Consider the following 24,376-nt stretch of genomic DNA (forward strand, 5'->3'; position numbering starts at 1 on the left):
TAACTTATGCGCCAAGACTTGCTTGCATTTGAGCTAACCGTGCCTTTACAGAACTATCCATTACTTCATCGCCAACTTGAATGCGAACACCGCCAATCAATGCTGGATCAACCTGAATAGTTGGGCGCAAATCTTTACCCCCAAAGCGCTTCTTCAAACTTGACAACAAATCATTTAGTGCACTTCCCTCTAGAGGGAATGCGCTGGTAATCATTACTTCTGCTGCACCTTCGCTTTTATTTTTCATCGACTCAAATTGGCTTGCAATTTCAGGGATGGCTGCGAGACGATGGCTTTGATTCACAAGGCTTAAAAAGCTAGAAACTTTGCCATCTAACTTTGTCTTGACCATACCGGAAAGAAGCTTAGTCAAATCATCAGCAGAAACTTTTGGATTATTAGACAAACCAGCGACTTCCGGCAGCACAGCGAGCTGAGCCAATTCATTCAACTGCTCGAGCATCGAAGCAAGTTCAGCAGACTGAGCACTTTGAAAAAGTGCCTCAGCATAAGGACGTGCAATGGTGGCTAACTCAGCCATATCAAAGCTCTGCCTTAAGTTGGTCAAGCAATGCGCCGTGGGCTTTTGCATCCACTTCACGACGCAAAATCTGCTCAGCGCCTTTAACGGCTAACACAGCCACTTCCGCACGCAATACTTCACGAGCACGAGTTACTTGTTGATCAGCATCTTCTTTTGCTTGCGAGATGATGCGCGCAGCTTCAGCTTGTGCGTTCGCACGAATTTCTTCGGCTGACATTTGCGCACGTTTTTCTGCTTCAGCCACACGCTGAATACCTTCTTGACGTGCTTTAGAAAGCTCTTGCTCGGCCGCATTATTTGCGAGTGCTAATTCTTCTTTGCCGCGCTCGGCCGCAGCCAAGCCATCTGCAATTTTGGTCGAACGCTCGTCTAATGCCTTAACCAATGGAGGCCACACAAAACGTGCAACCACCCACCATAAGACAAAAAAGACGATCATTTGCGCGAATAGGGTCGCGTTCAGATTCACGATATTCCTTTCAGTATTGTTGAGAACGGTTGGATGACCCGTTGGTCATCCACGCCAAAACAATTACTTAATAACTGCGAGCAGTGGGTTTGCGAAAGCAAACAACATTGCAACACCAACGCCGATCAAGAACGCAGCGTCGATCAAACCAGCCAAAAGGAACATTTTGGTTTGCAATTCGTTGATGAGTTCTGGTTGACGGGCAGCGCCCTCAATGAACTTACCACCCATTAGGCCAATGCCCAAACAGGCTCCTAAAGCGCCGAGGCCGATGATGAGGCCAATACCGATAGCGGTTAGTCCTTGAATGTTGGCTAAGAATGCTTGCATGTTTACTCCTAAGTATTGAAGGTGAGGTTAAAAATAAAAAGGTTAATGGTGACTATGCGCTTGGCCGATGTAAACCAAGGTCAACATCATGAAAATAAAGGCTTGCAACAAAATCACCAAAATATGGAAAATTGCCCAAGCAGAGCCAGCAAGTACGTTGCCAACAAAGCCGAGCATGTAGAGATCTAAATTGAAGGTCCACATACTTCCCAAAAGGGCGATCAACAAAAATATCAACTCGCCTGCATACATATTGCCAAAAAGTCGCATTCCTAAAGAAACACCTTTAGCAATATATTCAATGATGTTGAGGATGAGATTAAATGGGGCCAAATACCACTTAGCGCCAAAAGGGGCAGAAATGAGCTCATGCAGAAATCCGCCAACGCCTTTTACCTTGAAGCTGTAAAAGAAAACCAACAGCAACACTGAGAAAGACATTCCGAGGGTGGCATTTAGATCCGTGGTTGGAACAATCTTATGGTGCGGCACGTGCACACCAAAACCTTCAATAAAGTGATTGACGCCAACAACCCAATCTACCGGAACTAAATCCAAAGTATTTAAGAGAATGATCCAGCAAAAAACAAACAGGGCCAATGGGGCAATATAAGATCTGTCACCGTGAACAATCCCTTTGGATTGAGTCTCGACCATTTCAACCAGCATTTCAACCAAACATTGAAAGCGGCCCGGGACACCTGGCGAAGCTTTGCGAGCAGCGATCACCAGCAGTAGGACTGCGACCAAACCCATGAGGGTGGTCCAAAACATGGTATCGAAATGAATAACGCTGAAGTCAATAATGGATGCCTGTGGCCCCCCAATATTGTTGAGATTTTGCAGATGTTCCGCAATGTAAGCAGTTGGTGTAAGCGCTTCTGTAGCCGCGTGGTGGCCTACTTCTGCTGCTGCGTTAACTTCACTAGACATCTCTTACTTGTCCTTGTTTATTTGCTTCTTGTTACTTCCAAAACCACGCCAACAAGTAACACTTGAGGGTAGCCAAATAAGTAACAAGCAACGGGATCCATTTCAAATCAGGCTGCTTTAGGGCAAAGCCTATGAACAAAACGATAGTTGCTAGGATTTTGATAAATTCGCCAGAAACCACTGCCGCCAAAAAGCCGCCGGGGCTGCGTTTGACACTCTTCTTTGCCGCCTCTATTCGCATCAAAAACAGCGCGGAAGGCAAAAATCCAATCAAACCGCCTACTAAAGCCGAATAAGTATAAACGCTTTTATCAGCTTGACTGGAAAAAACAAAGCACGCTCCAGCAATCGCCAGAGTAACCGCTACCTGACTTAAAACAACCCACCATGAATTGATTGAAGAAAAATTACGTGGCTTTGATGCACGCAAGGCATCCATTTCTTCTTTGCTAAGGGTTTTAAAGGAATCTTCCTCAATTTCATCCCATTCACGTTTGGTATTGAGCGGTTTGTTATTCACAAAAGTCTTTTGCCAATGAGCAGCTAGTCAGCCGCTATACCCAGCTTTTTTAATAGGGAATCAAGCTCATCAAACTGGCTAAAGCGAATTCTGAGCTCTCCACCTTTGCCTTTGAACTTAAATTCAGCATTTAACCCAATTAAATCAGCGATTTCTTGGGTTAAGCGGCGCATGTCAGGATCACGACTCGGCACAACTTCACCAGCCTTAGTCTTTGTTTTTTTGTCCCCAATTTGTCCGCCTGCAATTACCAGCGCTGCAGCCATTCTTTCCGCTTCGCGCACAGAAAGGCCTTGAGCGGCAATCTTCTGTGCCAGTGCAACCTGGCTAGCACCAGGAAGCGGCAACAGCGCACGGGCATGGCCCATATCAATATCACCCGCCAACAGCATTGCTTGTACAGGCTTGGCCAGCTGTGCTAAGCGCAATAAATTACTAATGGCGCTACGGGACTTGCCCACTGCTTTTGCAGCCTGTTCATGCGTAAAACCAAATTCTTCGATCAAACGCGCCAAACCCTGTGACTCCTCTAGAGGGTTTAAGTCCTCACGTTGCATATTCTCTACCAAAGCCATTGCGGCTGCGGCTTGATCATCAGCATCAGAAACCAAAACAGGAACTTCTTTTAAGCCGGCAAGCGTGGCGGCACGAAAGCGTCTTTCACCAGCAATAATTTCGTACTTACCAGCGCTTACCATTCTCACCAAGAGCGGTTGCATCACACCTTGTTCTCGAATGCTCTCCGCCAATTCTTGAAGTGCGCCCGTTTCCATTTTTTGACGTGGCTGGTATTTACCCGCTTGCAATGCAGTTAAGGGCAAACGGTTTATTTCTGCGGAAGAGTTCGCTTGCGCAGCTTTCTCACCGAGCAAGGCCTCTAAACCCCTGCCCAAACCTTTTTTCTTAATGGCAACCATGATGTTCTATCTTCTTAAAAAATTACATGTGTTTGATGCGCTCAACCATCTCGGCGCCAAATTCTAAATATGCTTTTGCACCGCGCGATGTCTTGTCAAACGCAACGCCCGGAAGGCCATAAGATGGCGCCTCGGCAAGCCTGACATTACGAGGAATAATCGCCTTAAAGACCTTATCTCCAAAGTGTTCTATTAACTGATCGGATACTTGCTGTTGCAAGGTCATGCGCGCATCAAACATCACTCGCAATAAACCGATAATCACCAGGTCAGGATTTAAATTGGCATGCACTTGTTTAATGGTGTTTACCAAATCCGACAAGCCTTCTAGCGCAAAGTACTCACACTGCATTGGTACGATGACGCCATTCGCAGCACACAATCCATTGAGTGTTAACAATGACAAAGCAGGCGGGCAATCAATCAAGATGAAGTCGTAGTCAGTAGCTACTTGCGCAAGCGCATCTTTTAAACGTGATTCGCGCGCATCCATATCTACCAATTCAATTTCCGCTCCTGCTAAATCACGATTTGCGGGTAACACATCGTAGCCAGAACTTTCGCAAGGTTGTGCGCAATCTTTTACTGCAGCCAAGCCAATTAAAACTTGATAAACACTGTTGTTCAAATCTGCTTTTTCAACCCCAGAGCCCATCGTGGCATTCCCTTGCGGATCTAAGTCCACCAGCAATACTCGCTGTCCAAGCCCAACCAATCCCGCAGCTAAATTAACCGCGGTAGTGGTCTTACCAACGCCGCCTTTTTGATTTGCAATACAGAATATTTTTGCCATGGGTGCTTTAGGGTTTGCTTAAAGGGAAGAATTCGATTTTCTCACGGGGGTGAACACCAACAAGCGGCGCTCTACCGGCAGATTAGGAATAAACAGGGCTTGATCGGCCAATAAACACCAATCGTCTTTACTTACTTCAGCCATTTCCTCGTCCGCCCGCTTAGCTTTCATGGCAAATACGAGACCATCCGGCTTAAGAAGTGGCAAGGAGAGCTCCAAAAAGCGCGCTAGATTGGTAAACGCACGTGAAATAACGGCATCAAATTGACCAGGTTGTTGCATCGCAACATTTTCAACTCTTTCGCTTAATACTTCGATGTTTTTGAGCTTTAGCTTTCCTCGTATATGTTGCAAAAAAGCCGTCTTTTTACGGATTGCCTCAATCAGACTCAAGCGCCACTCAGGCTGGACAATGGCAATGGGAATGGCTGGCAAGCCACCGCCCGAGCCAAGGTCGGCAATTTTAGGCGTGGATGTCTTTAGAAATTGCCTCAATAGAGGTAAAACAGAAATAGAATCAATCAGGTGGAGGCGCACTGAATCTTTTTGATCTTCAATTGCCGTGAGGTTATGCACCTGATTCCAGCGGCTCATTTCTTGCAAAAAAACCTCTAAGTCTGCAATGTTGGCCTCACTTAAATTGAGGCCCAATTCTTCAATGCCCAGCGCAAGCAAATCTTCGGTCATGCAGCCTCTTGGGTTCGGCCCAAACCTTTTTTAAGGTGTACCAAAAGCAAAGAAAGTGCTGCTGGAGTTACTCCTGAGATTCTTCCTGCTTGACCCAGTGTTGCTGGCTTATGCAAATTCAGCTTTTGCTGAACCTCTTTAGACAGGCCCAGAACTTGCGAATAATCAAGCGACTCTGGGAGGGGGAAGGTCTCGTTGTGCTCCTGACGGGTAATTTCAAGTGCCTGACGATCAATGTAGCCCTGGTATTTAATGGAAATCTCGACCTGGTCACTAATTTGAGCAGCTAAACCGAGATCTTCATCCAAAACACCTGGCGACCACATGCCGCTACCCAAGCTAGCAATGGCTTGATAAGTAATGCCGGGACGCCTTAAAAGCTCGGTTAAATTACATTCATGGGATAAGTCTTGACCCAGCAACTGAGAAATCAGGGGGGCGGCTTCATGTTTTGGCCCCACCCAAATATCTTGCAAACGAGATGTTTCACGTGAAACAGCCTCTTGTTTTCTGCAAAATACTTCCCAACGATAGTCATCAACCAAGCCAAGTTCACGACCAATCCCAGTTAAACGCATATCTGCATTGTCTTCGCGCAAGCTCAAGCGGTACTCGGCACGACTAGTAAACATACGGTAGGGCTCTTGGACCCCGCGGGTGATTAAGTCATCTACGAGGACACCAATATAGGATTCGCTCCGCTTTGGAAGCCAAGGTTCTTTGCCTTGGGAGGCCAATCCAGCATTAATACCTGCCAACATGCCTTGGGCGGCAGCCTCTTCATAACCCGTCGTGCCATTGATCTGCCCAGCAAAATATAAACCCCCAATAACCCTAGTCTCTAGGCTATGGCGCAATTGGCGTGGATCAAAGAAGTCATACTCAATGGCATACCCCGGGCGCACAATGACTGCAGACTCTAAGCCGCGAATGCTGCGGACCAAATCCCATTGAATATCAAAGGGGAGGCTAGTTGAAATCCCATTGGGATAAAACTCATTGGTTGTTAGTCCCTCAGGCTCCAAAAAGATCTGATGGCTATTTTTAGAGGCAAAACGATGAATTTTGTCCTCAATCGAAGGGCAGTAGCGTGGACCAACGCCCTCAATCACGCCCGTATACATTGGCGAGCGATCCAAACCACCCCGAATAATGTCATGCGTTTTCTCATTTGTATGAGAAATCCAGCAGGGAACCTGCCTGGGATGCTGTTCTGGGCGCCCTAAATAGGAAAAAACGGGGAGCGGATCCAAGTCGCCAGGCTGCTCAAGCATCACCGAGAAGTCAATAGTTCTGCCATCAATGCGAGGCGGGGTGCCAGTCTTTAGTCTACCCTGGGGAAGTTTTAGCTCTTTCAGGCGGGCAGAGAGGGAAACGGCCGCAGGATCACCTGCACGACCACCGGCATAGTTATTCAAGCCAACATGGATCTTGCCGTCCAAAAAGGTTCCTGCGGTAAGAACTACTTTTTTGGCAATAAACTCGAGGCCCATTTGGGTCAACACACCTTGAACCTCGTCGCCCTGAACTATAAGATCGTCTACCGCAGCCTGAAATAGGCTCAAGTTGGGTTGGTTTTCGAGCCTACGTCGGATAGCAGCTTTATAGAGGATTCGATCGCCTTGAGCACGAGTCGCACGAACCGCGGGACCCTTGCTTGAATTGAGAATCCGGAACTGGATTCCTGCCTCGTCTGTTGCGGCAGCCATGGCACCACCCATGGCATCAATTTCTTTAACTAAGTGGCCCTTACCAATTCCTCCAATCGAAGGATTGCAACTCATTGCCCCCAGATTTTCAATGCTGTGGGTAATTAATAGGGTGTCGCAGCCCATGCGCGCCGATGCAAGGGCAGCCTCAGTCCCAGCGTGCCCACCGCCTACAACAATGACATCGAAACTTTTGGAATAACGCATGATTTGCCTCAGATAGGGCGATGATCATAGCATTTTGTTTGTTTCACGTGAAACAAAAGATCATAAAATCTTGGAAAATCAATGGAATAATTTATAAGTCGTTGATTTAATTGATAAAATATGCATTCCAGGCTGACTTCAGAATCAAAGCCGTCACAATGACCAAAAAAGCCTTTCTAACAAATGAGCTGCCGTGTTGAATTGCCAGGCGGCTTCCAAATTGACTGCCTGCAATGTTGGCAATCATCATGGCCAAACCAAGAGGCCAGTTAATTTGCCCAAGACTGGCTAGCATCAAGATAGCAGCCAAATTAGTGGCGACATTCACCAGTTTTGTTGCAGCTGAGGCATGCAAAAAGTCAAAAGCAAAAAATCGCACAAAACCAAAAAGCAAAAAGCTGCCGGTGCCAGGGCCGAAGAAGCCATCGTAAAACCCAATAGTTAGACCAAGCGTAGCTGCTTTAAGTTGCTGAAAACGACTTTCGCCTTTGGGAGCATGGGCCTCACCAAGCGATGGCTGAAACCAGGTGTAGAGCAAAAGAAATAGCAAAACAAAGGGCAGCGCTTTACGCAAAGGCTCTGCTGGAAAGCTGCTAACTGCGCTGGCACCCAAAAGCGAGCCCAAAAAACCCGCCACGATTGCAGGCAATACAACCGCCCAGGGCAGAGATACATGATGTAAATATTTTCGTGCAGCATTTAAAGTGCCGCCAACAGCAGAAACTTTATTAGTAGAAAGTAATGTTGCAGGATGTTCGTTAGGGTAAGCAGCAAATAGAGCGGGGACCTGAATTAAGCCTCCGCCGCCAGCCACTGCATCAACTAAGCCAGCAAAAAAAGCCATCGCCAATAGCAAGGGCCAAATGAAAATTGAAAATTCGATAAGGGGCTCAATTAAAAAAAATAATCATAAGGTCTTACGTGGCAGCCTTATTCAAAATGTATTTTAGTCATAGGAAGTTTTAAGTGTAATTTCAGTTTTGCCTGCTATTACAATCTAACAATGGACTTCTCTTTAACGCCCAAACTAGAAGGGTTGCGGGATCGGACGCGCTCATTTATTCGCGATCAAGTGGTTCCGTTCGAAAAAGATCCGCGCCAAAATGAACATGGTCCCTCCGAAGAGTTACGTAAGGAATTAATCGAGCTTGCTCGAAAAGCGGGTTTATTAACGCCACACGCTTCGATTGAAATGGGTGGCTTAGGATTAAGTCATATAGAAAAAGCCATCGTTTTTGAAGAGGCGGGCTACTCTTCATTAGGGCCGACTGCGATGAATATCCACGCGCCCGATGAAGGCAACATTCATTTACTAGAAGAAATTGCTAGTCCAGAACAAAAAGAGCGTTGGCTTCGCCCCTTGGTCGCAGGAAAAATTCGCTCATGTTTTGCCATGACAGAACCTGCTCCCGGTGCTGGCTCAGATCCTTCAATGCTCATGACCACAGCAGCTAAAGATGGTGAAGGTTATCTTATTAACGGTCTAAAGTGGTTTATTACTGGGGCCGATGGAGCAGACTTTGTCATCATCATGGCCCGCGGGGAAGATGGCTCTGCCACCATGTTTTTATCAGACATGAATGTGCCAGGCATTGAGCTTGTTCGAAATATGGATGCGATGGATAGCTGCTTTGCTGGCGGACATAGCGTTCTTCGGTTCACAAATTTACGCGTCTCTTCCAAACAAATATTGGGTGAGCTTGGTAAGGGCTTTAAAAATGCTCAAGTACGTTTAGCACCTGCGCGACTAACCCATTGCATGCGTTGGCTTGGTCAAGCGCAACGTGCGCAAGACATTGCAATTGCCTACGCAAAGAAAAGAGAAGCCTTTGGGAAAATTTTAGGCGAGCATGAGGGCGTTGGATTTATGTTGGCAGATAACGATATGGATCTGCAAACCTCTCGACTAAATATTTGGCATACTGCCTGGCTTTTGGATCAAGGGCAACGTTGCAATTTTGAGTCTAGTCGCGCAAAAGTCATTTGCTCTGAGGCTGAGTGGCGAGTGGTAGATCGTTGCGTACAAATGTTGGGTGGCCAAGGTGTCACCAGTGAAACCGCGCTGATGAAAATTTTTAAAGATATGCGTGGCTTCCGAATCTACGATGGCCCAAGTGAAGTTCATCGTTGGAGCATGGCTCGCAAAATTATTGGAAATAAAGAAACTAAGTGATGGATATCAATCAGCTGTTTCGATTAGCTAATAAAACAGCGCTTGTAACGGGCGCGTCGAGTGGTATCGGCAGGCATTGCGCGCTACTGCTTGCCAAGGCTGGCGCAAAGGTAGCAATCGCATCTCGACGTGTAGACCAACTTCAATCTGTAGTCGATGAAATTACTCAATTGGGCGGCCAAGCAAAAGCATTTGAGCTTGATGTCACGAACAACAAAAGTGTGACGCAGTGTTTTGATGAGCTTGCGCAATGGTCATTGCCGACGATCGTTATCAACAACGCTGGCATGAGCATCAATCGCAAATTACTTGACCAAACTGAGGAAGACTGGGATCGGGTAATCGATACGAATCTGAAGGGCTGTTGGTTGGTTGCTACCGAAGCGGCGCGGCGACTAGCGGCAGCCAATAAGCCTGGAAACATTGTCAATATTGCCTCTATCTTGGGGGAGCGAGTCATCGGCGGGGTGGCCCCTTATGTCATCTCAAAAGCAGGCGTGGTCCAACTCACAAAAGTAATGGCTCTTGAATTAGCGCGTCATCAAATCCGCGTCAATGCCCTGTTACCAGGCTATGTGATTACTGACCTCAATCGCGAATTTCTACTAAGTGAAGCTGGACAAAAAATTCTGGCGCGCATCCCTTCACGGCGCTTTAATAATTTAGAAGACTTAAATGGGCCATTATTGCTCTTAGCCTCTGACGGTAGCACTGCAATGACCGGTGCAACTATTGCGGTAGATAGCGGCCACCTGATTAACGGCTTATAAATACAAATTGCTTATGCAAACCCCCTCTTTTCAAGAGTCGCTTGAGCAGTACTTAAATTCATTAGGGTTTATTAGAGGCCGCATTGAGCTTAACCAGCTAACTGGTGGCCAATCGAACCCGACATTCAAAATTACTAACGGCAGTTCTCATTACGTGCTCAGAAAAAAACCGAATGGGGTTTTATTACCATCAGCGCATGCGGTTGATCGAGAGCATCGCGTGATGAAAGCGCTGGCAGGTACAGACGTACCGGTTCCCCAAATGCTAACTTATTGTGAAGATGAGAGCATTATTGGAACCGCCTTTTTCATCATGGAATATCTTGATGGAAGGGTATTCGTTGATCAGTCTTTGCCAGACATATCAGCAAATGATCGTCGTAAGATTTATGAAGAAATGAATCGCACCATCTCTGCTATACATCGCCTAGATTATGCGTCGCTTGGATTAGAAACTTTTGGTAAGCCTGGTAACTATTTTGCAAGACAAATTGCGCGCTGGTCTCGGCAGGTGCGCGAAGCGAGTATTGCCATACCCGATTCTCTTAATAAATTGATGGACTGGTTGCCCGAGCACATTCCTGCTGGAGACGAAACTTCGCTCATCCATGGCGACTTTCGCATGGACAATCTCATCTTTCACAAAACGGATTTACGCATCATTGGCGTTTTGGATTGGGAGCTTTCTACGCTTGGCAACCCGTTGGCTGACTTTGCTTACCAATGCATGGCCTGGAGAATCCCGCCAACCCTATGGCGTGGAATACAAGGCCTCGACTTGCTTGCACTAGGAATTCCTAGTGAGTCTGAATATATCGCTATGTATGAAAAACAAGTGGGAAGATCGATTTCAGAACACTGGCCTTTTTTAATGGCCTACAACTTATTTCGAATTTCGGCAATTTTGCACGGCATTACCAAGCGCGCAATGGATGGCAATGCCAATGCAAGTGATGCCATTGAAAACGGGGCAAAAGCGGGGGCACTTGCTGATCTCGGTTGGGGTTGTACACAACAGTAAAGCTATTACTTTTTAGTAAAGATACCAACTAAGCCGCGGCGAAAAGCCATTACACAGAAAACAAATATCAGGCCCGTAACAATGGTGACGGACTCGCCCAAAGAGTTAAACCACGCGACACCCGTAATTTGAGCTAAGAAGTTTCCAATCTCACCCACTCTATGTTCAAGCAGAACAATTACCAGCGACCCAACAAATGGGCCCACCAAGGTGCCAACACCACCAACCAAGGTCATCAAAATAACCAAGCCGGACATTGACCAGTGCACATCTGTCAGCGTCTCGAAGCCTAAGACTAATGCTTGAACGGCCCCAGCCAAACCAGCTAGTGCAGCAGACAAAATAAATACTAAAAACTTAAAACGATTGACGTTATAGCCTAGAGATATTGCACGCGGCTCGTTTTCTTTAATTGCTTTTAGGATCTGTCCAAACGGGGAGGAAATGATTCTGGAAATGAATAAGAACCCAACAAGTGTTGTAGCCAAAACAAAGTAATAAAGATTTAAGTCATTTTGTAAGTTGATTAGGCCAAATAGTTCGCCTCTTGGGATACCCTGAAAGCCATCCTCGCCCCCAGAAGCTGGGGCTTGCAGGCAAATAAAGTAAAACATTTGCGCCAAGGCCAAAGTAATCATAGAAAAGTAAATGCCCTGTCTTCTAATTGCAAGGCCGCCAATCAGCGCACCCAAGGCTGCAGCAAACAAAACCCCAAGCAAGATTCCGCCTGCCGGGCCAACGCCCATTTCTCGCATCAAATATCCCGCACAGTATCCGGCGCCACCGAAAAATGCGGCATGGCCAAAAGATAGAAGGCCTGTATAGCCCAACAATAAATTAAATGCTGCCGCAAAAAGAGCAAAACATAAAATCTTCATTAGGAAAATGGGGTAAGCAAAAAATGGTGCCGCTATTGCGACAGCAAGTATTGCCAGAAAAAGCCAGAGCTTAAGTGATTTCATTTTTCACGCCCAAACAAGCCTGCCGGCCTAAAGAGCAAAACAATCACCATGATTGCAAATACCACAGTGCTTGAAGCTTCTGGATAAAACACCTTGGTCAAGCCCTCAACCAAACCCAATCCTAGGCCAGTAACAATTGACCCCATGATAGAACCCATGCCGCCAATCACCACCACAGCAAACACAACAATGATGAGGTTAGACCCCATCAGCGGAGAAACCTGAATAATCGGCGCAGCGAGCACGCCTGAAAATGCCGCAAGTGCCACCCCAAACCCATAAGTCAATGTTGTCATCAGAGGAAAATTCACCCCAAATGCCTGAACTAGTTTTGGGTTTTCTGTGCCAGCGCGTAAATAAGCGCCAATGCTAGTTTTTTCTATCACGTACCACGTGGCAAAACATACCGTAAGGGAAGCAAGCACCACCCATGCGCGATAGTTTGGTAAAACCATAAAACCTAAATCGGTGGCTCCGCGCAAGGCATCGGGAGCGCTATAAGACAAACCCGAAGCGCCATATATGGAGCGCAGCACGCCCTCGATAAAAAGCGTTAAACCAAAGGTCAACAGCAATCCGTACAAATGATCGAGCTTATACAAATGCCTTAGCAATAGACGCTCAATCACAATGCCAATCAAACCAACAATGCTTGGGGCCAATATCAGCATTACCCAATAGTTAATTCCAAAATATTGCCCAGCCATCCACGTCACAATGGCGCCCAACATAAACATGGCGCCATGTGAAAAATTAATCACATTTAACAGGCCAAAGATTACCGCCAATCCCAAACTGAGGATTGCATAGAAGCTGCCGTTAACCAGCCCCAAAAGGAGCTGGCTTAACAGAGCGGAAATAGAAAGGCCGAAGATTTCCAAGATTACTTATTAGCGCACTGAGAATAAGCCTCTGGAGCAAAAGCTTTTTCCCCAGGCACGGTAGCAACTAACTTGTAGTAATCCCACGGACTTTTGACTTCGCTTGGGGCCTTCACTTCATAAAGATACATGTCGTGGACCATGGTTCCGTCTTTGCGGATATAACCATTTTTCGTGAACATATCGTTAATTTTGACCTTGCGCATTTGCTGCATCACTTTGTCTGAATCACTGGTGCCGGCCGCTTTAACAGCATTCAAATAGGTCATCGTAGATGAATAGTTGCCTGCCTGAACCATTGTTGGCATGCGTTTCATTTTTTCAAAGAAACGTTTTGCAAACTTACGCGTCTGGTCGTTTTGATCCCAATACCAGGCCTCGGTAGCTAGCAAGCCTTGTGCATTTTGGATACCAATTGCGTGTACATCAGTAATAAATACTAATAAACCAGCAATCTTCATGGTTTTGGTAATGCCGAACTCATTGGCAGCCTTGACGGAATTAATGGTGTCGCCACCCGCATTAGCTAAGCCCAAAACCTGAGCTTTTGAAGCCTGTGCCTGCAATAGATAAGATGAAAAATCGCTCGCATTTAATGGGTGCTTTGATGTTCCCAAAACCTTTCCACCGCTGGCATTAATCACGTTCGTTGCATCTTTCTCAAGGGCATAACCAAAAGCGTAGTCAGCAGTCAAAAAATACCAAGTCTTTAAGCCTTTATCCATCATCCCTTTAGCTGAGCCGTTTGCCAAAGCAACCGTGTCATAGGTGTAGTGAATGGTGTATGGGGTGCACTGTTCATTGGTTAATGCGGAAGTGCCAGCGCCGTTATTGATGTAAATCCGTTTTTTTTCTGCGGCCACTTTTGAAGTTGCTAACGCAGTTCCGGAGTTGGTTCCACCAAAGACAACGGTAACGCCGTCTTGGTCGATCCATTCTCTAGTTTTAGATGCAGCAATATCTGCTTTGTTTTGGTGGTCCGCTGAAACCACTTCAATTTTTTTACCCAAAACACTGCCGCCAAAGTCGGCAATAGCCATCTTGATCGCCTCCAAACCACCCTGACCATCAATATCTGAATACAAACCAGAGATATCAGTAATAAAACCAATTTTTACAGCGGATGGATCCGCCGCATTCGCACCACTAGAAACTGCAGCTAGGGCTGCCACTGCCATAGAAATTAAAGTCCGCTTCATTGTTTTTCCTTTAAAAGTAAACACCCGACTAAACGCCTAAATAACCGTTTAAGACTTCGGCCTTGGCCTTTAAGTCTGCACGCTCAACCACCTCTACTATCAAACCACTTTCAACCACATAATGTCTGTCTGCAAGTTCCGCCGCAAATCTAAAGTTTTGCTCTACCAAGACAATCGTAAAGCCCTTATTTCTTAATTTAGATACCACCTCACCAAGTTTTTCGACAATCACAGGCGCGAGGCCTTCGGTGATCTCATCTAACAACAAAAGTTTGGCGCCAGTTCTTAAAATTCGAGCCATAGCCAGCATTTGCTGCTCACCACCAGAAAGTCTGGTGCCCGGACTATTTCTTCTTTCATAAAGATTTGGGAACATCTCGTAAATTTCTTCTAGCTCCATGCCACCAGAAGAAACCTTTGGAGGAAGTAGTAGGTTCTCTTGCGCGTCTAGGCTGGCGAAAATACCTCTCTCTTCTGGACAATAGCCAATGCCTAGACGAGCAATTTGATAGGTTGGGAGATCGACAGTCTCGACTCCAAAGACATTGATAACACCCTTACGCTTACTGGTCATGCCCAAGATGGTTTTCAGAATGGTGCTTCTGCCAGCGCCGTTTCTTCCTAAAAGCGTGACAACCTCACCATCGCGCACCGCAAAATTTACACCATGCAAAATATGGGACTCCCCATACCAGGACTCTAAATTTTTAACCTCTAGCGCCATACCACTCATAAATTATCGCCCCCGTGGCTGCCCATATAGGCCTCAATCACTAGCGGGTTTTTCGAAACCTCTTGATAAGGGCCTTCTGCCAAAATGGCCCCGCGCTGGAGCACAGTAATCCGATCAGCAATCGAAGCAACAACTTTCATATTGTGCTCAACCATCAAGATGGTGCGTCCCTTAGCAACGCGATCAATCAACTCTGTGACGCGCTCTACGTCCTCGTGCCCCATCCCTTGAGTAGGCTCATCTAAGAGCATTAATTCTGGCTCCATGGCTAGAGTGGTTGCAATTTCTAGCGCTCGCTTACGTCCATAAGCCAGGTTCAAAGTTTGCTCGTGGGCAAACTCCTCCAAACCAACTTCATGAAGCAGCTCTAGGGCGCGATCGTTCAGAATATTGAGAGAGTCGCCGGATTTCCAAAAATGAAACTCGGTACCCAGCCCTCGCTGCAGCGCAACACGAACGTTTTCTAAAACGCTTAAATGGGGGAAAACAGCTGAAATTTGAAAGGAGCGAATAATTCCCCGTCGTGCAATTAAGGCTGGGGCCTCATTTGTAATATCTAAACCATTAAATAGGATTTGACCGCTACTGGGTTCTAAGAATTTAGTTAGCAAATTGAAGCATGTGGTTTTGCCCGCCCCATTGGGTCCTATGAGGGCATGAATACTCCCCCTTGACACCTTTAAGTTAACATCAGTAACAGCAGAAAACCCCTTAAAGGATTTCCCCAGGCCAATTGTCTCTAATATTGTTTCTTGCAATCTATTGTCCTCTACCCTTTGCTGGGGCAAGGTATTGAGGATACCCCAAGACGGGCTTGCTTTATATAGCGATAACCCTAAACTTTAGGGGTTTATAGCTTAGCTTTGGGTCAGCCTATTAAATGTTTGGATGGCAGTTCTTGCAAGCTCATCCAAAACATCCAGCGGCATCCGTTGTGAGCCCTGAACAATCATGAGGGCATATGGCTTGGCAAGGGCGGCCGCTTCGGGACATAAACGCAACTCATCCCCCACCGCTGGAGATTGATTGCGCCAATAATTAATGGCCGCCTCAAGTTCTTGAATGGTGATGTACAACATAAAAAGTGGGTGGTTTATTTTTTATCTTGCGCAAGCATTGTGCCGCGGCACTTTTTAGCCCCACAACGACATTCGTAATCTTTTTTCATCTGCTTAGTGACGCGACCCTCAATGTCCAGGGAGTAGTCATAAAAAAGTTCTTCGCCAACCTTAAGGGCTCGCTTGGCATAAATGAAAACGCGTGGCTTACCATCGTAGATATCTTCGCGCGTTTCGCAACTAGGTTTACAAGAGTGATTAATCCAACGCGCAGCATTACCGCCATACTTAGCATCAATCACGCGACCATCATCTAGGGAAAAATAAAATGTATGGTTTGGGTCTTTGGGGTCGTGTGGATGGCGCTTCTCGGCAAGCTTCCAACTAATGCGCTCCCCTTTGTACTCAATGATTACCTGGCCTTTTTTAATAGGCTTAACTACAAAAACGCCTTTGCCATGGATCGGTGAAGACTTCACAACAATAAAAGACCGATCCACCTTTGGTGGTTTTAATTTTTTAGATGCCATATTTAAACGTCTAGGTTACGAGCAATAAGTGCGTTCTTTTCAATAAATGCGCGACGGGGCTCCACTTCGTCGCCCATCAGCGTTGTAAAGACTTGATCCGCAGCAATTGCATCTTCGATTTTTACTTGTAACAAAGTGCGAGAGCTCGCATCCATGGTGGTTTCCCATAGTTGGGATGGATTCATCTCACCAAGACCTTTATATCGCTGGCGGCTTAAGACACGCTCTGCCTCGGACAACAACCAAGAAAAAGCGCCCCTAAAGTCATTAATGGTTTGCTCTTTTTGATTCTTATCTGGATCTCCGCGGCGCACCCGTGTGCCAGGCAAAACCCTGCCCGACAAAACAGCTGCTGCATTCGCAAGGCTCTGATAGTCATCGCCATGAACAAAGTCAGAATTAATTGTGGATAGTTTGAGGTTGCCATGAATACGGCGTGATAACAACAAACGAAAACGCTCAGTGCGATCTTCTTTTTGCACAATAATTTCTGGTGGCAGAGCCAGTGGATTGAGCGAATCAGCAAGAGCCAACCTTAATCGATCCGCAGATTCATTCGCTGATTTTTCGGTATCCAAATTCAATTGGGTACCAGAAGCAATGGCTCGCAGTGCATCTTCATCAATGGTGCGAGACAAGCGATCGACAATCGACTGAATAACTTGGTAGTGCTTGGCCAACTCGTTCAATGATTCGCCCTCGATCAACTCTCCCGTCGGGGTCTGGAGAGAGGCGGTTTCTAGGGCAATCTTTAGCAACAATTGATTGAGCTCTGCATCATCTTTAATATATTGCTCGCTCTTACCAAACTTCACCTTATAGAGTGGTGGCTGAGCAATATAAATGTGGCCACGCTCAATCAACTCTGGCATCTGCCTATAGAAGAATGTTAAGAGCAGCGTACGAATGTGGCTTCCATCTACGTCCGCATCGGTCATGATGATGATCCGGTGATAACGGAGTTTGTCAGCTTTATATTCTTCAACACCAATACCGGTGCCCAATACCGTAATGAGTGTTACAACCTCTTGGCTTGCCAACATTTTGTCAAAGCGGGCTTTTTCAACGTTCAGAATTTTTCCCTTTAAGGGAAGAATTGCCTGGAAGCGACGATCTCGCCCCTGTTTAGCAGAGCCGCCTGCGGAGTCGCCCTCAACAATAAATAACTCGGACTTTGCTGGGTCTTTTTCTTGACAGTCTGCCAACTTACCAGGCAAACCCAAACCATCTAATGCGCCCTTGCGTCTTGTCATGTCGCGCGCCTTACGCGCAGCTTCACGGGCACGAGCAGCGTCGACAATTTTTCCACAAAGAATTTTTGCGTCGGCTGGTCGCTCCTGCAGGTAAGCGCTTAAGGCCTCAGCAACAATTTCTTCTACCGGCCCACGAACTTCGCTTGAAACCAGCTTGTCTTTTGTTTGGCTAGAAAATTTTGGCTCCGGCACTTTCACCGACAAGACGCAGGCAAGGCCTTCGCGCATATCATCGCCGGAAATTTCTACTTTTGCTTTTTTGGCTACTTCGTTTTCATCAATGTATTTGTTAATGACTCGCGTCATCGCAGCACGCAAACCAGTTAAGTGGGTGCCGCCATCCCGCTGGGGAATGTTGTTGGTAAAACAAAGCACTTGTTCGCTAAAGCTATCATTCCATTGCATTGAAACTTCAGCAGTAATTTGACCACCGAGGTCGGAAGGGCGAATGCCTTCGGCATAAAAAATATTAGGGTGTAAAACATTTTTGGTTTGGTTGATGTACTCAACAAAACCTTTGACGCCGCCAGAAAATGCAAAGTCTTCTTCCTGGCCAGTACGCTGGTCAATCAATTTAATATGTACCCCGTTATTCAAGAACGAGAGTTCACGAATACGCTTTACTAGAATTTCGTAATGAAACTCAACATTTCCAAAAATCTCTTCGTCGGCTAAGAAATGAACTTCAGTGCCTGAAAGTTCGGTGTCGCCTGTAACGGTAATGGGTGAGGTAGCAACGCCATTTTCCTGCTGGATGTTGCGATTCTGAATAACGCCACGAGCAAACTCCATGTAATGTGCTTTGCCGTCGCGACGAATCGTGAGCTTTAACCACTTTGAGAGCGCATTGACGCAACTTACACCCACGCCATGTAAACCACCAGAAACCTTATAACTGTTTTGATCAAACTTACCACCAGCATGTAACTCAGTCATCACAATTTCAGCCGCACTTCTCTTTGGCTCATGCTTGTCGTCGTATTTGATGCCAGTTGGTACACCCCGGCCGTTATCCACAATTGAGATGGAATTATCGGTTTGTATAACAACCGTAATCTCGGAGCAGTATCCCGCTAATGCTTCGTCGATTGAATTATCTAAAACCTCAAAAACAAGGTGGTGCAATCCTGTGCCATCAGAGGTGTCTCCAATGTACATACCAGGACGTTTACGAACAGCTTCTAGACCCTCTAAGATTTGAATCGATGCGGCGCCGTACTGCTCTACTACTTTTTTTTCTTCAGTCATGTTCTTCTAAATTAAATGCGCATTGGCATTACAACGTACTTAAAGTTCTCTGATCCAGGTAATGTAATCACAGCACTACTGTTTGCATCTCCCAAACTAATTTGAATTTTTTCATTCTTTAGATTTGCTAAGACGTCTAGTAAATAACTCACATTAAAGCCAATCTCTACTGCATCGCCGCCATATTCGGTCTCAATTTCTTCCTGCGCCTCTTCTTGCTCAGCATTGGTTGATTGAACGGTAATGCGATTTGGTGATAGGGAAAAACGAACTCCTTTAAATTTGTCTGTGGTCAAAATCGCAGCGCGTTGAAGTGCAGCTTGCAGTACATCGCGATCAACTGTTAAAGAGTTTTTATGTCCCTTGGGAATTACCCTTTGGAAATCTGGAAACTTACCTTCAACCAGTTTAGAAATAAGCTCAATGTCCCCAAAGGCGAACTTCACCTGGTTTGCGGTTAAGCTGATTTCTAAAGGCTCATCAGAATCTTCAAGAAGGTGTTGGCACTCTAGAATGGTTTTGCGAGGAATAATAATTTCTTGTCTTTGACCTGAACCAGACGGAGCTTCAGCAAGCTCCACTTGGGAAAACGCCAAGCGATGACCGTCAGTTGCAACAGCGACAACCTCTTTACCCTCAATCACCAACAACATACCATTTAGGTAATAACGGATATCTTGCTGCGCCATTGAGAAATGAACTTGACTAATAAGTTGGCGGAAACTCTTTTGTGACATCTTCCAGGCTGCCATCACCTCACCAACACTTTGCATTACAGGAAATTCTGTAGCAGATAGGGTTTGCAGCGAAAAGCGGCTTTTGCCACTCTGCACTACCATGCGATTGTCTTTAAGATTAAGCGATACCGGCCCTTCTGGTAAAGCGCGCAAAATATCCAACAACTTTCTTGCTGCCACGGTTGTCGTTACATCCTCTGAGCCAACGCCAAAATTTGCGTTAGTGGTAATTTGAATTTCGATATCAGTAGAAACAAAAGATACCTTCTCGCCACTCTTTTTAAATAAGAGGTTAGCCAAAATGGGAAGTGTATGTCTACGCTCAACAATCCCACTAACCACTTGTAGTGGTTTCAATAAATTATCGCGAGAGGTGTTAACAAGTTGCATTGCTTTTAAATCCTTGTATATATCTTAGTAGTAATAGTAATAAGGCTTCGTTTTTCCGTGGATAAGTCAAAAACCTCAAACAAAACAACACATTAAACGTCTAAAAATCTGTGGAAAACTTCTGTATAAAGACTGCATAAAAATGGGATAACTTTTTACCAACACCCTATTTTTGCATGAAGTGTGGACTCTTCACAATTTATCCACAACCAATCCCCAAACATATCCCCATGGTTACCCACAAGCTTATCCACAGGCAAAAAATTATGCTTTCAAGGTTTGCTCGATAACGTGAATTTCGTGGTTCAGCTGGCTATCATGCGCCCGTTCGTCACCAATCTTTCGAACGGCGTGTAGAACGGTAGTGTGGTCTCTTCCGCCAAAGAGCTCGCCGATCTCAGGGAGGCTTTTTTGGGTCAACTCTTTTGCCATAAACATGGCGATTTGGCGTGGGCGCGCGATGTTAGCCGGACGCTTTTTCGAATACATATCAGCGACCTTGATGCTGTAAAAATCAGCAACAGCTTTTTGAATATTTTCGACAGAAATTTGACGGTTCTGGATTGAGAGAAGGTCCTTAAGGGCGGTTCTCGCAACCTCTATGGTTACCTCGCGACCGTGGAAGCGAACATAAGCCAAAATCTTACGTAAAGCCCCCTCTAACTCACGAACATTTGAGCGTAGGTGTTTTGCTACAAAGAAAGCAACATCTTCACTCATGGGGATGCCCTCGCTCACAGCCTTCTTCATCAAAATAGCTACCCGCATCTCTAGCTCAGGAGGCTCGATTGCGACCGTTAGGCCAGAGTCAAAACGAGAAATCAGGCGATCGTCAATTCCTGCCATCTCTTTGGGATAGGTGTCGCTCGTAATAATGACCTGGGACTTGTTGCTCAACAGGGCTTCAAAAGCGTAGAAAAACTCTTCTTGAGTCCTCGATTTTCCGCTAAAGAATTGAATATCATCAATCAATAGAAGGTCTAGCGAGTGGTAGTAGCGCTTAAAGCGGTCGAAGGCTTTTTGTTGATAAGCCCTAACCACATCTGAAACATATTGTTCCGCATGAATATAGCGAATTCGGGCATTTGGCTTTTCTTTTAAAAGGTGGTTGCCAATCGCATGGATTAAATGGGTTTTTCCTAAACCAACCCCACCGTATAAAAACATGGGGTTGTAGGATGTCCCCGGGTTGTGGGCAACCTGAATCGATGCGGCCCTTGCTAGTTGGTTTGCCTTACCGGTTACAAAGGTTTCAAAGGTGAGGTTTGGATTTAGTTTTGAGTGATCCTCAATCTCGAAAGATTGCTCTTCCACAGAAATGGTAGGGGCAATCTCAACGGCTACCCTGACCTCAGAGGCCTCTACTTCTTTGGCGACAATCGTTACTGGAGTGCTTGCTGAGCCCTCTACGGCAAGTACAAAACTGACATTAATTGGGTTGCCAAAGTATTGGGAGGCAAGCTCTTGAAAGCGGTCCGCAAAAGTTTTCTTAATCCAGTCTAACTTAAATCGATTTGGTGCACCCAATGTTAGTGAATGTTCACTCTCTTCAAAAGAAAGAAGGGTTAAGGGCTGTATCCAGGTTTTGAATTGCTGAGGCGACAGCTCGCGGGACAGGGCACCAAGGGCGCTATCCCAAAAACCCAAGGGGCTGACTGAATTCAAGGCGGGGGGATTTTGTAGGTTGCTCATATTTTTGGAGGATCCATTGTAGCCACCTCACAAAGTTATCCACAAGGTAAAAGTTCGTGGAAAAACTGTGGATAACTTGTGAATAAAAGAAAAAATCCCTTATGAATTAATGTTTTAGTCAAAAAGTAAGTAAAAATAGAGAAAAACACCTACATATTTATTGAGATAGATTGACCTTTTGCTTCGCAACAAGGAAAATAGTGGGTTTTCCAGGGATCTATCATGAAAAGAACTTATCAACCATCAGTTACACGTCGCAAGCGCACCCACGGCTTTCGTATTCGCATGAAAACCAAGAGCGGACGCGCTGTATTAAATGCACGCCGCGCAAAAGGTCGCAAACGTTTGGCTGTGTAATTTAGCCATTGAATAGCGCAAGGATTTCTGAATTACTTAAATCGCGCCCCAAAACAAATCTGTCTTGGGGCATGTATTCTGTGGGCGCTCAAAATGGCGCCAAGCCTGACCTAGGAATTGCAGTAGCCAAAAAATTGGTTAAACGCGCCGTAGACCGAAATCGCTTGAAGCGAATGATTCGTGAAATAGTTTGGACTGCACAGGCAACGGCATTTAACAAAGATGTTGTCCTTAAGCTTAAAAAGCCAATTGGTCGTCAAACTCGCGGCAGACTCAGAAAAAAAGAGAAAGATCTCCTGCGCTCTCAGGTGATGGAGCTTATTTAGGGTGCGCGTTTTAAATAAGGTCGCAGTGAGCTTGGTGCGCTTGTATCAACTTGCACTTAGCCCTTACATTGGCATGCGGTGTAAGTATGTGCCTAGCTGCTCTCAATATGCCTGTGACTGCTTTCATCATTATGGATTTTTCAAAAGCTTTGGTTTAACGGCATGGCGCATTTTGCGTTGTAACCCTTTGTCACAAGGCGGTTATGATCCTGCGGTAAAACAAACGTCTCAATCATTTAAGTGAATACAAATGGACTTTAAAAAAACAATTCTTTGGGCTGTGTTTTCACTATCAGGTCTCATGCTGTACAACAATTGGCAGGTTCATGAGGGCAAACCATCGATGTTCGCTACTGCCCCAGTTGCAGCGCCCGCAGCCGCAGACAAGACAGGCACAGCCAGTAAATTAGATGTGCCCACACAAATTTCTGGTGCCACTAAGACCGCTACAGCAGCACCGACTGCAAATGTTGGCTCAATTGAGGGCGAAGAAAAGTTTGTATTACAAAACGATGTGCTAGTTTTGGAGATAAGCGCAAGCGGTGCAAATGTTATTGATGCAAAACTCCTCAAAGCCTTAACTGCGGAACAAAAACCGGTTGAGCTATTCCAATACACACCAAACCATAAATATTTTGCGAGATCTGGGTTAATCACCCTTAACAACAATGATTTGCCAAACCATACAAGCACCTTTAAGTTGGTTCAGTCTGGCAAAGATGGTTCAGGCAGGCCGTTTGTTGTGCTTGCCAGCGAACGAGGTGGCGTAAAGCTCGAAAAAACCTTCATCCTTAATTCAGGAAGTTATGTGGTGGATGTGGGTCACCGGGTTACACAAAGCGTGACAAATCCAAACCCTTTGGTTCTCTATACCGAGATTGTGCGAGATGGTTCGCAAGAACAAAAAATTGGACCGTTCGATGGTGCTTTCTCTGCTAGCACCTTTACTGGACCAGCTGCTTATACCGACAAAGAAAAGTTCAATAAGCTTGAATTCACGGAGATTGATAAAAACAAAATCACACTGCCAAAGCAAGTGCCTGCAGGCGATCCAGCTTGGATTGCCATGGTGCAACACTATTTTGCTAGCGCCTGGATTCCGGGCGATAAGGTCGTCCGTGATATCTACGCTGGAAAAATTGATAACGGCCTGTATCGCGTTGGCATGCAGACCCCATTGGGTATTGTTGCGCCAGGAACAGTGGTGACTGAAAAAGCACAGCTCTTCGTTGGACCACAAGAAGAAAAAGTTTTAGAAACCATCGCCCCAGGTTTTGAGCTCTTGAAGGACTATGGCTATCTCACCATTCTTGCTAAACCCATTTTCTGGTTGCTAGAAAAAATCCACGGTTATGTAGGCAATTGGGGTTGGGCCATCATTCTGTTAACAATCTTAATTAAATTGGTCTTCTTCCCACTCTCCGCTGCTAGCTATAAATCGATGGCTCGTATGAAAGAGGTTCAGCCGCGTTTGATGGCGATGAGGGAGCAATACAAAGGCGATCCACAAAAGCTTAATCAAGCCATGATGGAGATGTATCGCAAAGAAAAAATCAATCCACTCGGCGGCTGTTTGCCTGTAGTGATTCAGATTCCCGTATTTATTTCTTTGTACTGGGTCTTGTTGTCATCTGTCGAGATGCGCGGCGCGCCATGGGTTCTTTGGATACAGGACTTATCCGTGCCGGATCCTTTTTACATCTTGCCAGTGATCATGGCGGTATCCATGTTTGTGCAAACTAAACTTAATCCAACCCCACCAGATCCAATTCAGGCTAAGGTCATGTTGTATATGCCGATCGTGTTTTCGATCATGTTCTTTTTCTTCCCTGCAGGCTTAGTTTTGTACTGGGTGGTTAATAATTTGTTGTCCATTGCACAACAGTGGCAGATCAACCAAATGTTTGGAAAAAAAGAAGCCAAGTAATTTGTTGATG

At 45.8% G+C, this 24,376-nt stretch carries 27 protein-coding genes; 7 read left to right on the forward strand and 20 right to left on the reverse strand.

Features of this window, described 5'->3' with window-relative positions:
* Positions 1-4: 4 nt before the first annotated feature.
* The 10 genes from VC178_RS03010 to VC178_RS03055 form a co-directional block, all read right to left on the reverse strand.
* Entirely contained in the window at positions 5-541 is a 537-nt protein-coding gene (locus VC178_RS03010) for a F0F1 ATP synthase subunit delta (protein WP_215297218.1), read from the reverse strand.
* A gap of 1 nt (position 542) precedes the next feature.
* The gene (locus VC178_RS03015) at positions 543-1,013 is read right to left on the reverse strand and encodes a F0F1 ATP synthase subunit B (RefSeq protein WP_215296081.1); all 471 of its coding nucleotides are present in this window, start codon (positions 1,011-1,013) and stop codon (positions 543-545) included.
* Between the two features lie 63 nt (positions 1,014-1,076).
* Entirely contained in the window at positions 1,077-1,343 is a 267-nt protein-coding gene (gene atpE / locus VC178_RS03020) for a F0F1 ATP synthase subunit C (RefSeq protein WP_028818346.1), read from the reverse strand.
* Between the two features lie 42 nt (positions 1,344-1,385).
* Positions 1,386-2,276, reverse strand: a complete 891-nt coding sequence (gene atpB / locus VC178_RS03025) for a F0F1 ATP synthase subunit A (RefSeq protein ID WP_215296080.1) — start codon at positions 2,274-2,276, stop codon at positions 1,386-1,388.
* A 31-nt stretch (positions 2,277-2,307) separates the two neighbouring features.
* The gene (locus tag VC178_RS03030) at positions 2,308-2,796 is read right to left on the reverse strand and encodes an ATP synthase subunit I (RefSeq protein ID WP_323481547.1); all 489 of its coding nucleotides are present in this window, start codon (positions 2,794-2,796) and stop codon (positions 2,308-2,310) included.
* A gap of 23 nt (positions 2,797-2,819) precedes the next feature.
* Positions 2,820-3,713: a ParB/RepB/Spo0J family partition protein gene (locus VC178_RS03035; RefSeq protein ID WP_215296078.1), complete on the reverse strand. Its 894-nt coding sequence runs from the start codon at positions 3,711-3,713 to the stop codon at positions 2,820-2,822.
* Between the two features lie 22 nt (positions 3,714-3,735).
* A complete protein-coding gene (locus VC178_RS03040) occupies positions 3,736-4,506 on the reverse strand; it encodes a ParA family protein (RefSeq protein ID WP_216123437.1) in 771 nt (256 codons plus the stop codon).
* Positions 4,507-4,524: 18 nt separating this feature from the next.
* Positions 4,525-5,193, reverse strand: a complete 669-nt coding sequence (gene rsmG / locus VC178_RS03045) for a 16S rRNA (guanine(527)-N(7))-methyltransferase RsmG (RefSeq protein ID WP_323481548.1) — start codon at positions 5,191-5,193, stop codon at positions 4,525-4,527.
* Entirely contained in the window at positions 5,190-7,109 is a 1,920-nt protein-coding gene (gene mnmG, locus VC178_RS03050; RefSeq protein ID WP_323481549.1) for a tRNA uridine-5-carboxymethylaminomethyl(34) synthesis enzyme MnmG, read from the reverse strand. The genes rsmG and mnmG overlap by 4 nt, the downstream gene beginning before the upstream one ends.
* Before the next feature lie 106 nt (positions 7,110-7,215).
* The gene (locus tag VC178_RS03055) at positions 7,216-7,953 is read right to left on the reverse strand and encodes a sulfite exporter TauE/SafE family protein (protein WP_215296074.1); all 738 of its coding nucleotides are present in this window, start codon (positions 7,951-7,953) and stop codon (positions 7,216-7,218) included.
* Positions 7,954-8,112: 159 nt separating this feature from the next.
* Between VC178_RS03055 and VC178_RS03060 the strand changes: the two genes are divergently transcribed.
* The 3 genes from VC178_RS03060 to VC178_RS03070 are packed head-to-tail and all read left to right on the forward strand — an operon-like array spanning position 8,113 to position 11,073.
* Positions 8,113-9,282, forward strand: a complete 1,170-nt coding sequence (locus VC178_RS03060) for an acyl-CoA dehydrogenase family protein (protein ID WP_323481550.1) — start codon at positions 8,113-8,115, stop codon at positions 9,280-9,282.
* Positions 9,282-10,052, forward strand: coding sequence for an SDR family oxidoreductase (locus VC178_RS03065; RefSeq protein WP_323481551.1), 771 nt, complete (start codon positions 9,282-9,284; stop codon positions 10,050-10,052). Before VC178_RS03060 ends, VC178_RS03065 begins: the two co-directional genes overlap by 1 nt.
* Positions 10,053-10,065: 13 nt before the next feature.
* Entirely contained in the window at positions 10,066-11,073 is a 1,008-nt protein-coding gene (locus VC178_RS03070) for a phosphotransferase family protein (protein WP_416350524.1), read from the forward strand.
* Positions 11,074-11,078: 5 nt separating this feature from the next.
* Here the strand turns inward: VC178_RS03070 and VC178_RS03075 are convergent, their stop codons facing one another.
* From VC178_RS03075 to dnaA, 10 genes are all read right to left on the reverse strand, one after another.
* The gene (locus VC178_RS03075; RefSeq protein ID WP_323481553.1) at positions 11,079-12,035 is read right to left on the reverse strand and encodes a branched-chain amino acid ABC transporter permease; all 957 of its coding nucleotides are present in this window, start codon (positions 12,033-12,035) and stop codon (positions 11,079-11,081) included.
* A complete protein-coding gene (locus VC178_RS03080) occupies positions 12,032-12,916 on the reverse strand; it encodes a branched-chain amino acid ABC transporter permease (protein WP_323481554.1) in 885 nt (294 codons plus the stop codon). The genes VC178_RS03075 and VC178_RS03080 overlap by 4 nt, the downstream gene beginning before the upstream one ends.
* A 2-nt stretch (positions 12,917-12,918) precedes the next feature.
* Positions 12,919-14,115: an ABC transporter substrate-binding protein gene (locus VC178_RS03085; protein WP_216123415.1), complete on the reverse strand. Its 1,197-nt coding sequence runs from the start codon at positions 14,113-14,115 to the stop codon at positions 12,919-12,921.
* A gap of 28 nt (positions 14,116-14,143) precedes the next feature.
* Positions 14,144-14,848 (reverse strand): ABC transporter ATP-binding protein, encoded by a 705-nt coding sequence (locus tag VC178_RS03090; RefSeq protein ID WP_216175931.1) that lies wholly within the window; start codon positions 14,846-14,848, stop codon positions 14,144-14,146.
* On the reverse strand, positions 14,845-15,606 hold the full coding sequence (locus tag VC178_RS03095) for an ABC transporter ATP-binding protein (protein ID WP_323481555.1): 762 nt from the start codon (positions 15,604-15,606) through the stop codon (positions 14,845-14,847). The genes VC178_RS03090 and VC178_RS03095 overlap by 4 nt, the downstream gene beginning before the upstream one ends.
* 99 nt (positions 15,607-15,705) lie before the next feature.
* Complete coding sequence (locus VC178_RS03100) at positions 15,706-15,927, reverse strand: DUF3717 domain-containing protein (protein ID WP_323481556.1); 222 nt, start codon at positions 15,925-15,927, stop codon at positions 15,706-15,708.
* 14 nt (positions 15,928-15,941) lie between these two features.
* The gene (locus tag VC178_RS03105) at positions 15,942-16,436 is read right to left on the reverse strand and encodes an SET domain-containing protein (RefSeq protein WP_215319423.1); all 495 of its coding nucleotides are present in this window, start codon (positions 16,434-16,436) and stop codon (positions 15,942-15,944) included.
* Between the two features lie 2 nt (positions 16,437-16,438).
* The gene (gene gyrB / locus VC178_RS03110) at positions 16,439-18,937 is read right to left on the reverse strand and encodes a DNA topoisomerase (ATP-hydrolyzing) subunit B (RefSeq protein ID WP_323481557.1); all 2,499 of its coding nucleotides are present in this window, start codon (positions 18,935-18,937) and stop codon (positions 16,439-16,441) included.
* 11 nt (positions 18,938-18,948) lie between these two features.
* Complete coding sequence (gene dnaN, locus VC178_RS03115) at positions 18,949-20,064, reverse strand: DNA polymerase III subunit beta (protein ID WP_323481558.1); 1,116 nt, start codon at positions 20,062-20,064, stop codon at positions 18,949-18,951.
* A gap of 264 nt (positions 20,065-20,328) precedes the next feature.
* Complete coding sequence (gene dnaA, locus VC178_RS03120) at positions 20,329-21,756, reverse strand: chromosomal replication initiator protein DnaA (protein WP_323481559.1); 1,428 nt, start codon at positions 21,754-21,756, stop codon at positions 20,329-20,331.
* 222 nt (positions 21,757-21,978) lie between these two features.
* Here dnaA and rpmH point away from each other — a divergent pair, with 222 nt between their 5' ends.
* Genes rpmH through yidC form a run of 4 tightly spaced genes read left to right on the forward strand, consistent with a single transcriptional unit; the run spans position 21,979 to position 24,366 of the window.
* Positions 21,979-22,113 carry a 50S ribosomal protein L34 gene (rpmH, locus tag VC178_RS03125; RefSeq protein WP_011903922.1) on the forward strand — a complete coding sequence of 45 codons (135 nt, stop codon included), beginning with the start codon at positions 21,979-21,981 and terminating at the stop codon, positions 22,111-22,113.
* An 8-nt stretch (positions 22,114-22,121) separates the two neighbouring features.
* Positions 22,122-22,439 carry a ribonuclease P protein component gene (gene rnpA / locus VC178_RS03130; protein WP_215296060.1) on the forward strand — a complete coding sequence of 106 codons (318 nt, stop codon included), beginning with the start codon at positions 22,122-22,124 and terminating at the stop codon, positions 22,437-22,439.
* A 25-nt stretch (positions 22,440-22,464) separates the two neighbouring features.
* Complete coding sequence (gene yidD, locus VC178_RS03135; protein WP_256441770.1) at positions 22,465-22,683, forward strand: membrane protein insertion efficiency factor YidD; 219 nt, start codon at positions 22,465-22,467, stop codon at positions 22,681-22,683.
* Positions 22,684-22,689: 6 nt separating this feature from the next.
* Positions 22,690-24,366, forward strand: a complete 1,677-nt coding sequence (yidC, locus tag VC178_RS03140; RefSeq protein WP_323481560.1) for a membrane protein insertase YidC — start codon at positions 22,690-22,692, stop codon at positions 24,364-24,366.
* The last annotated feature ends 10 nt before the right edge of the window (positions 24,367-24,376 follow it).

Origin of the sequence: Polynucleobacter sp. AP-Sanab-80-C2 (assembly GCF_035012965.1) — a bacterium.
Lineage (GTDB): Bacteria > Pseudomonadota > Gammaproteobacteria > Burkholderiales > Burkholderiaceae > Polynucleobacter.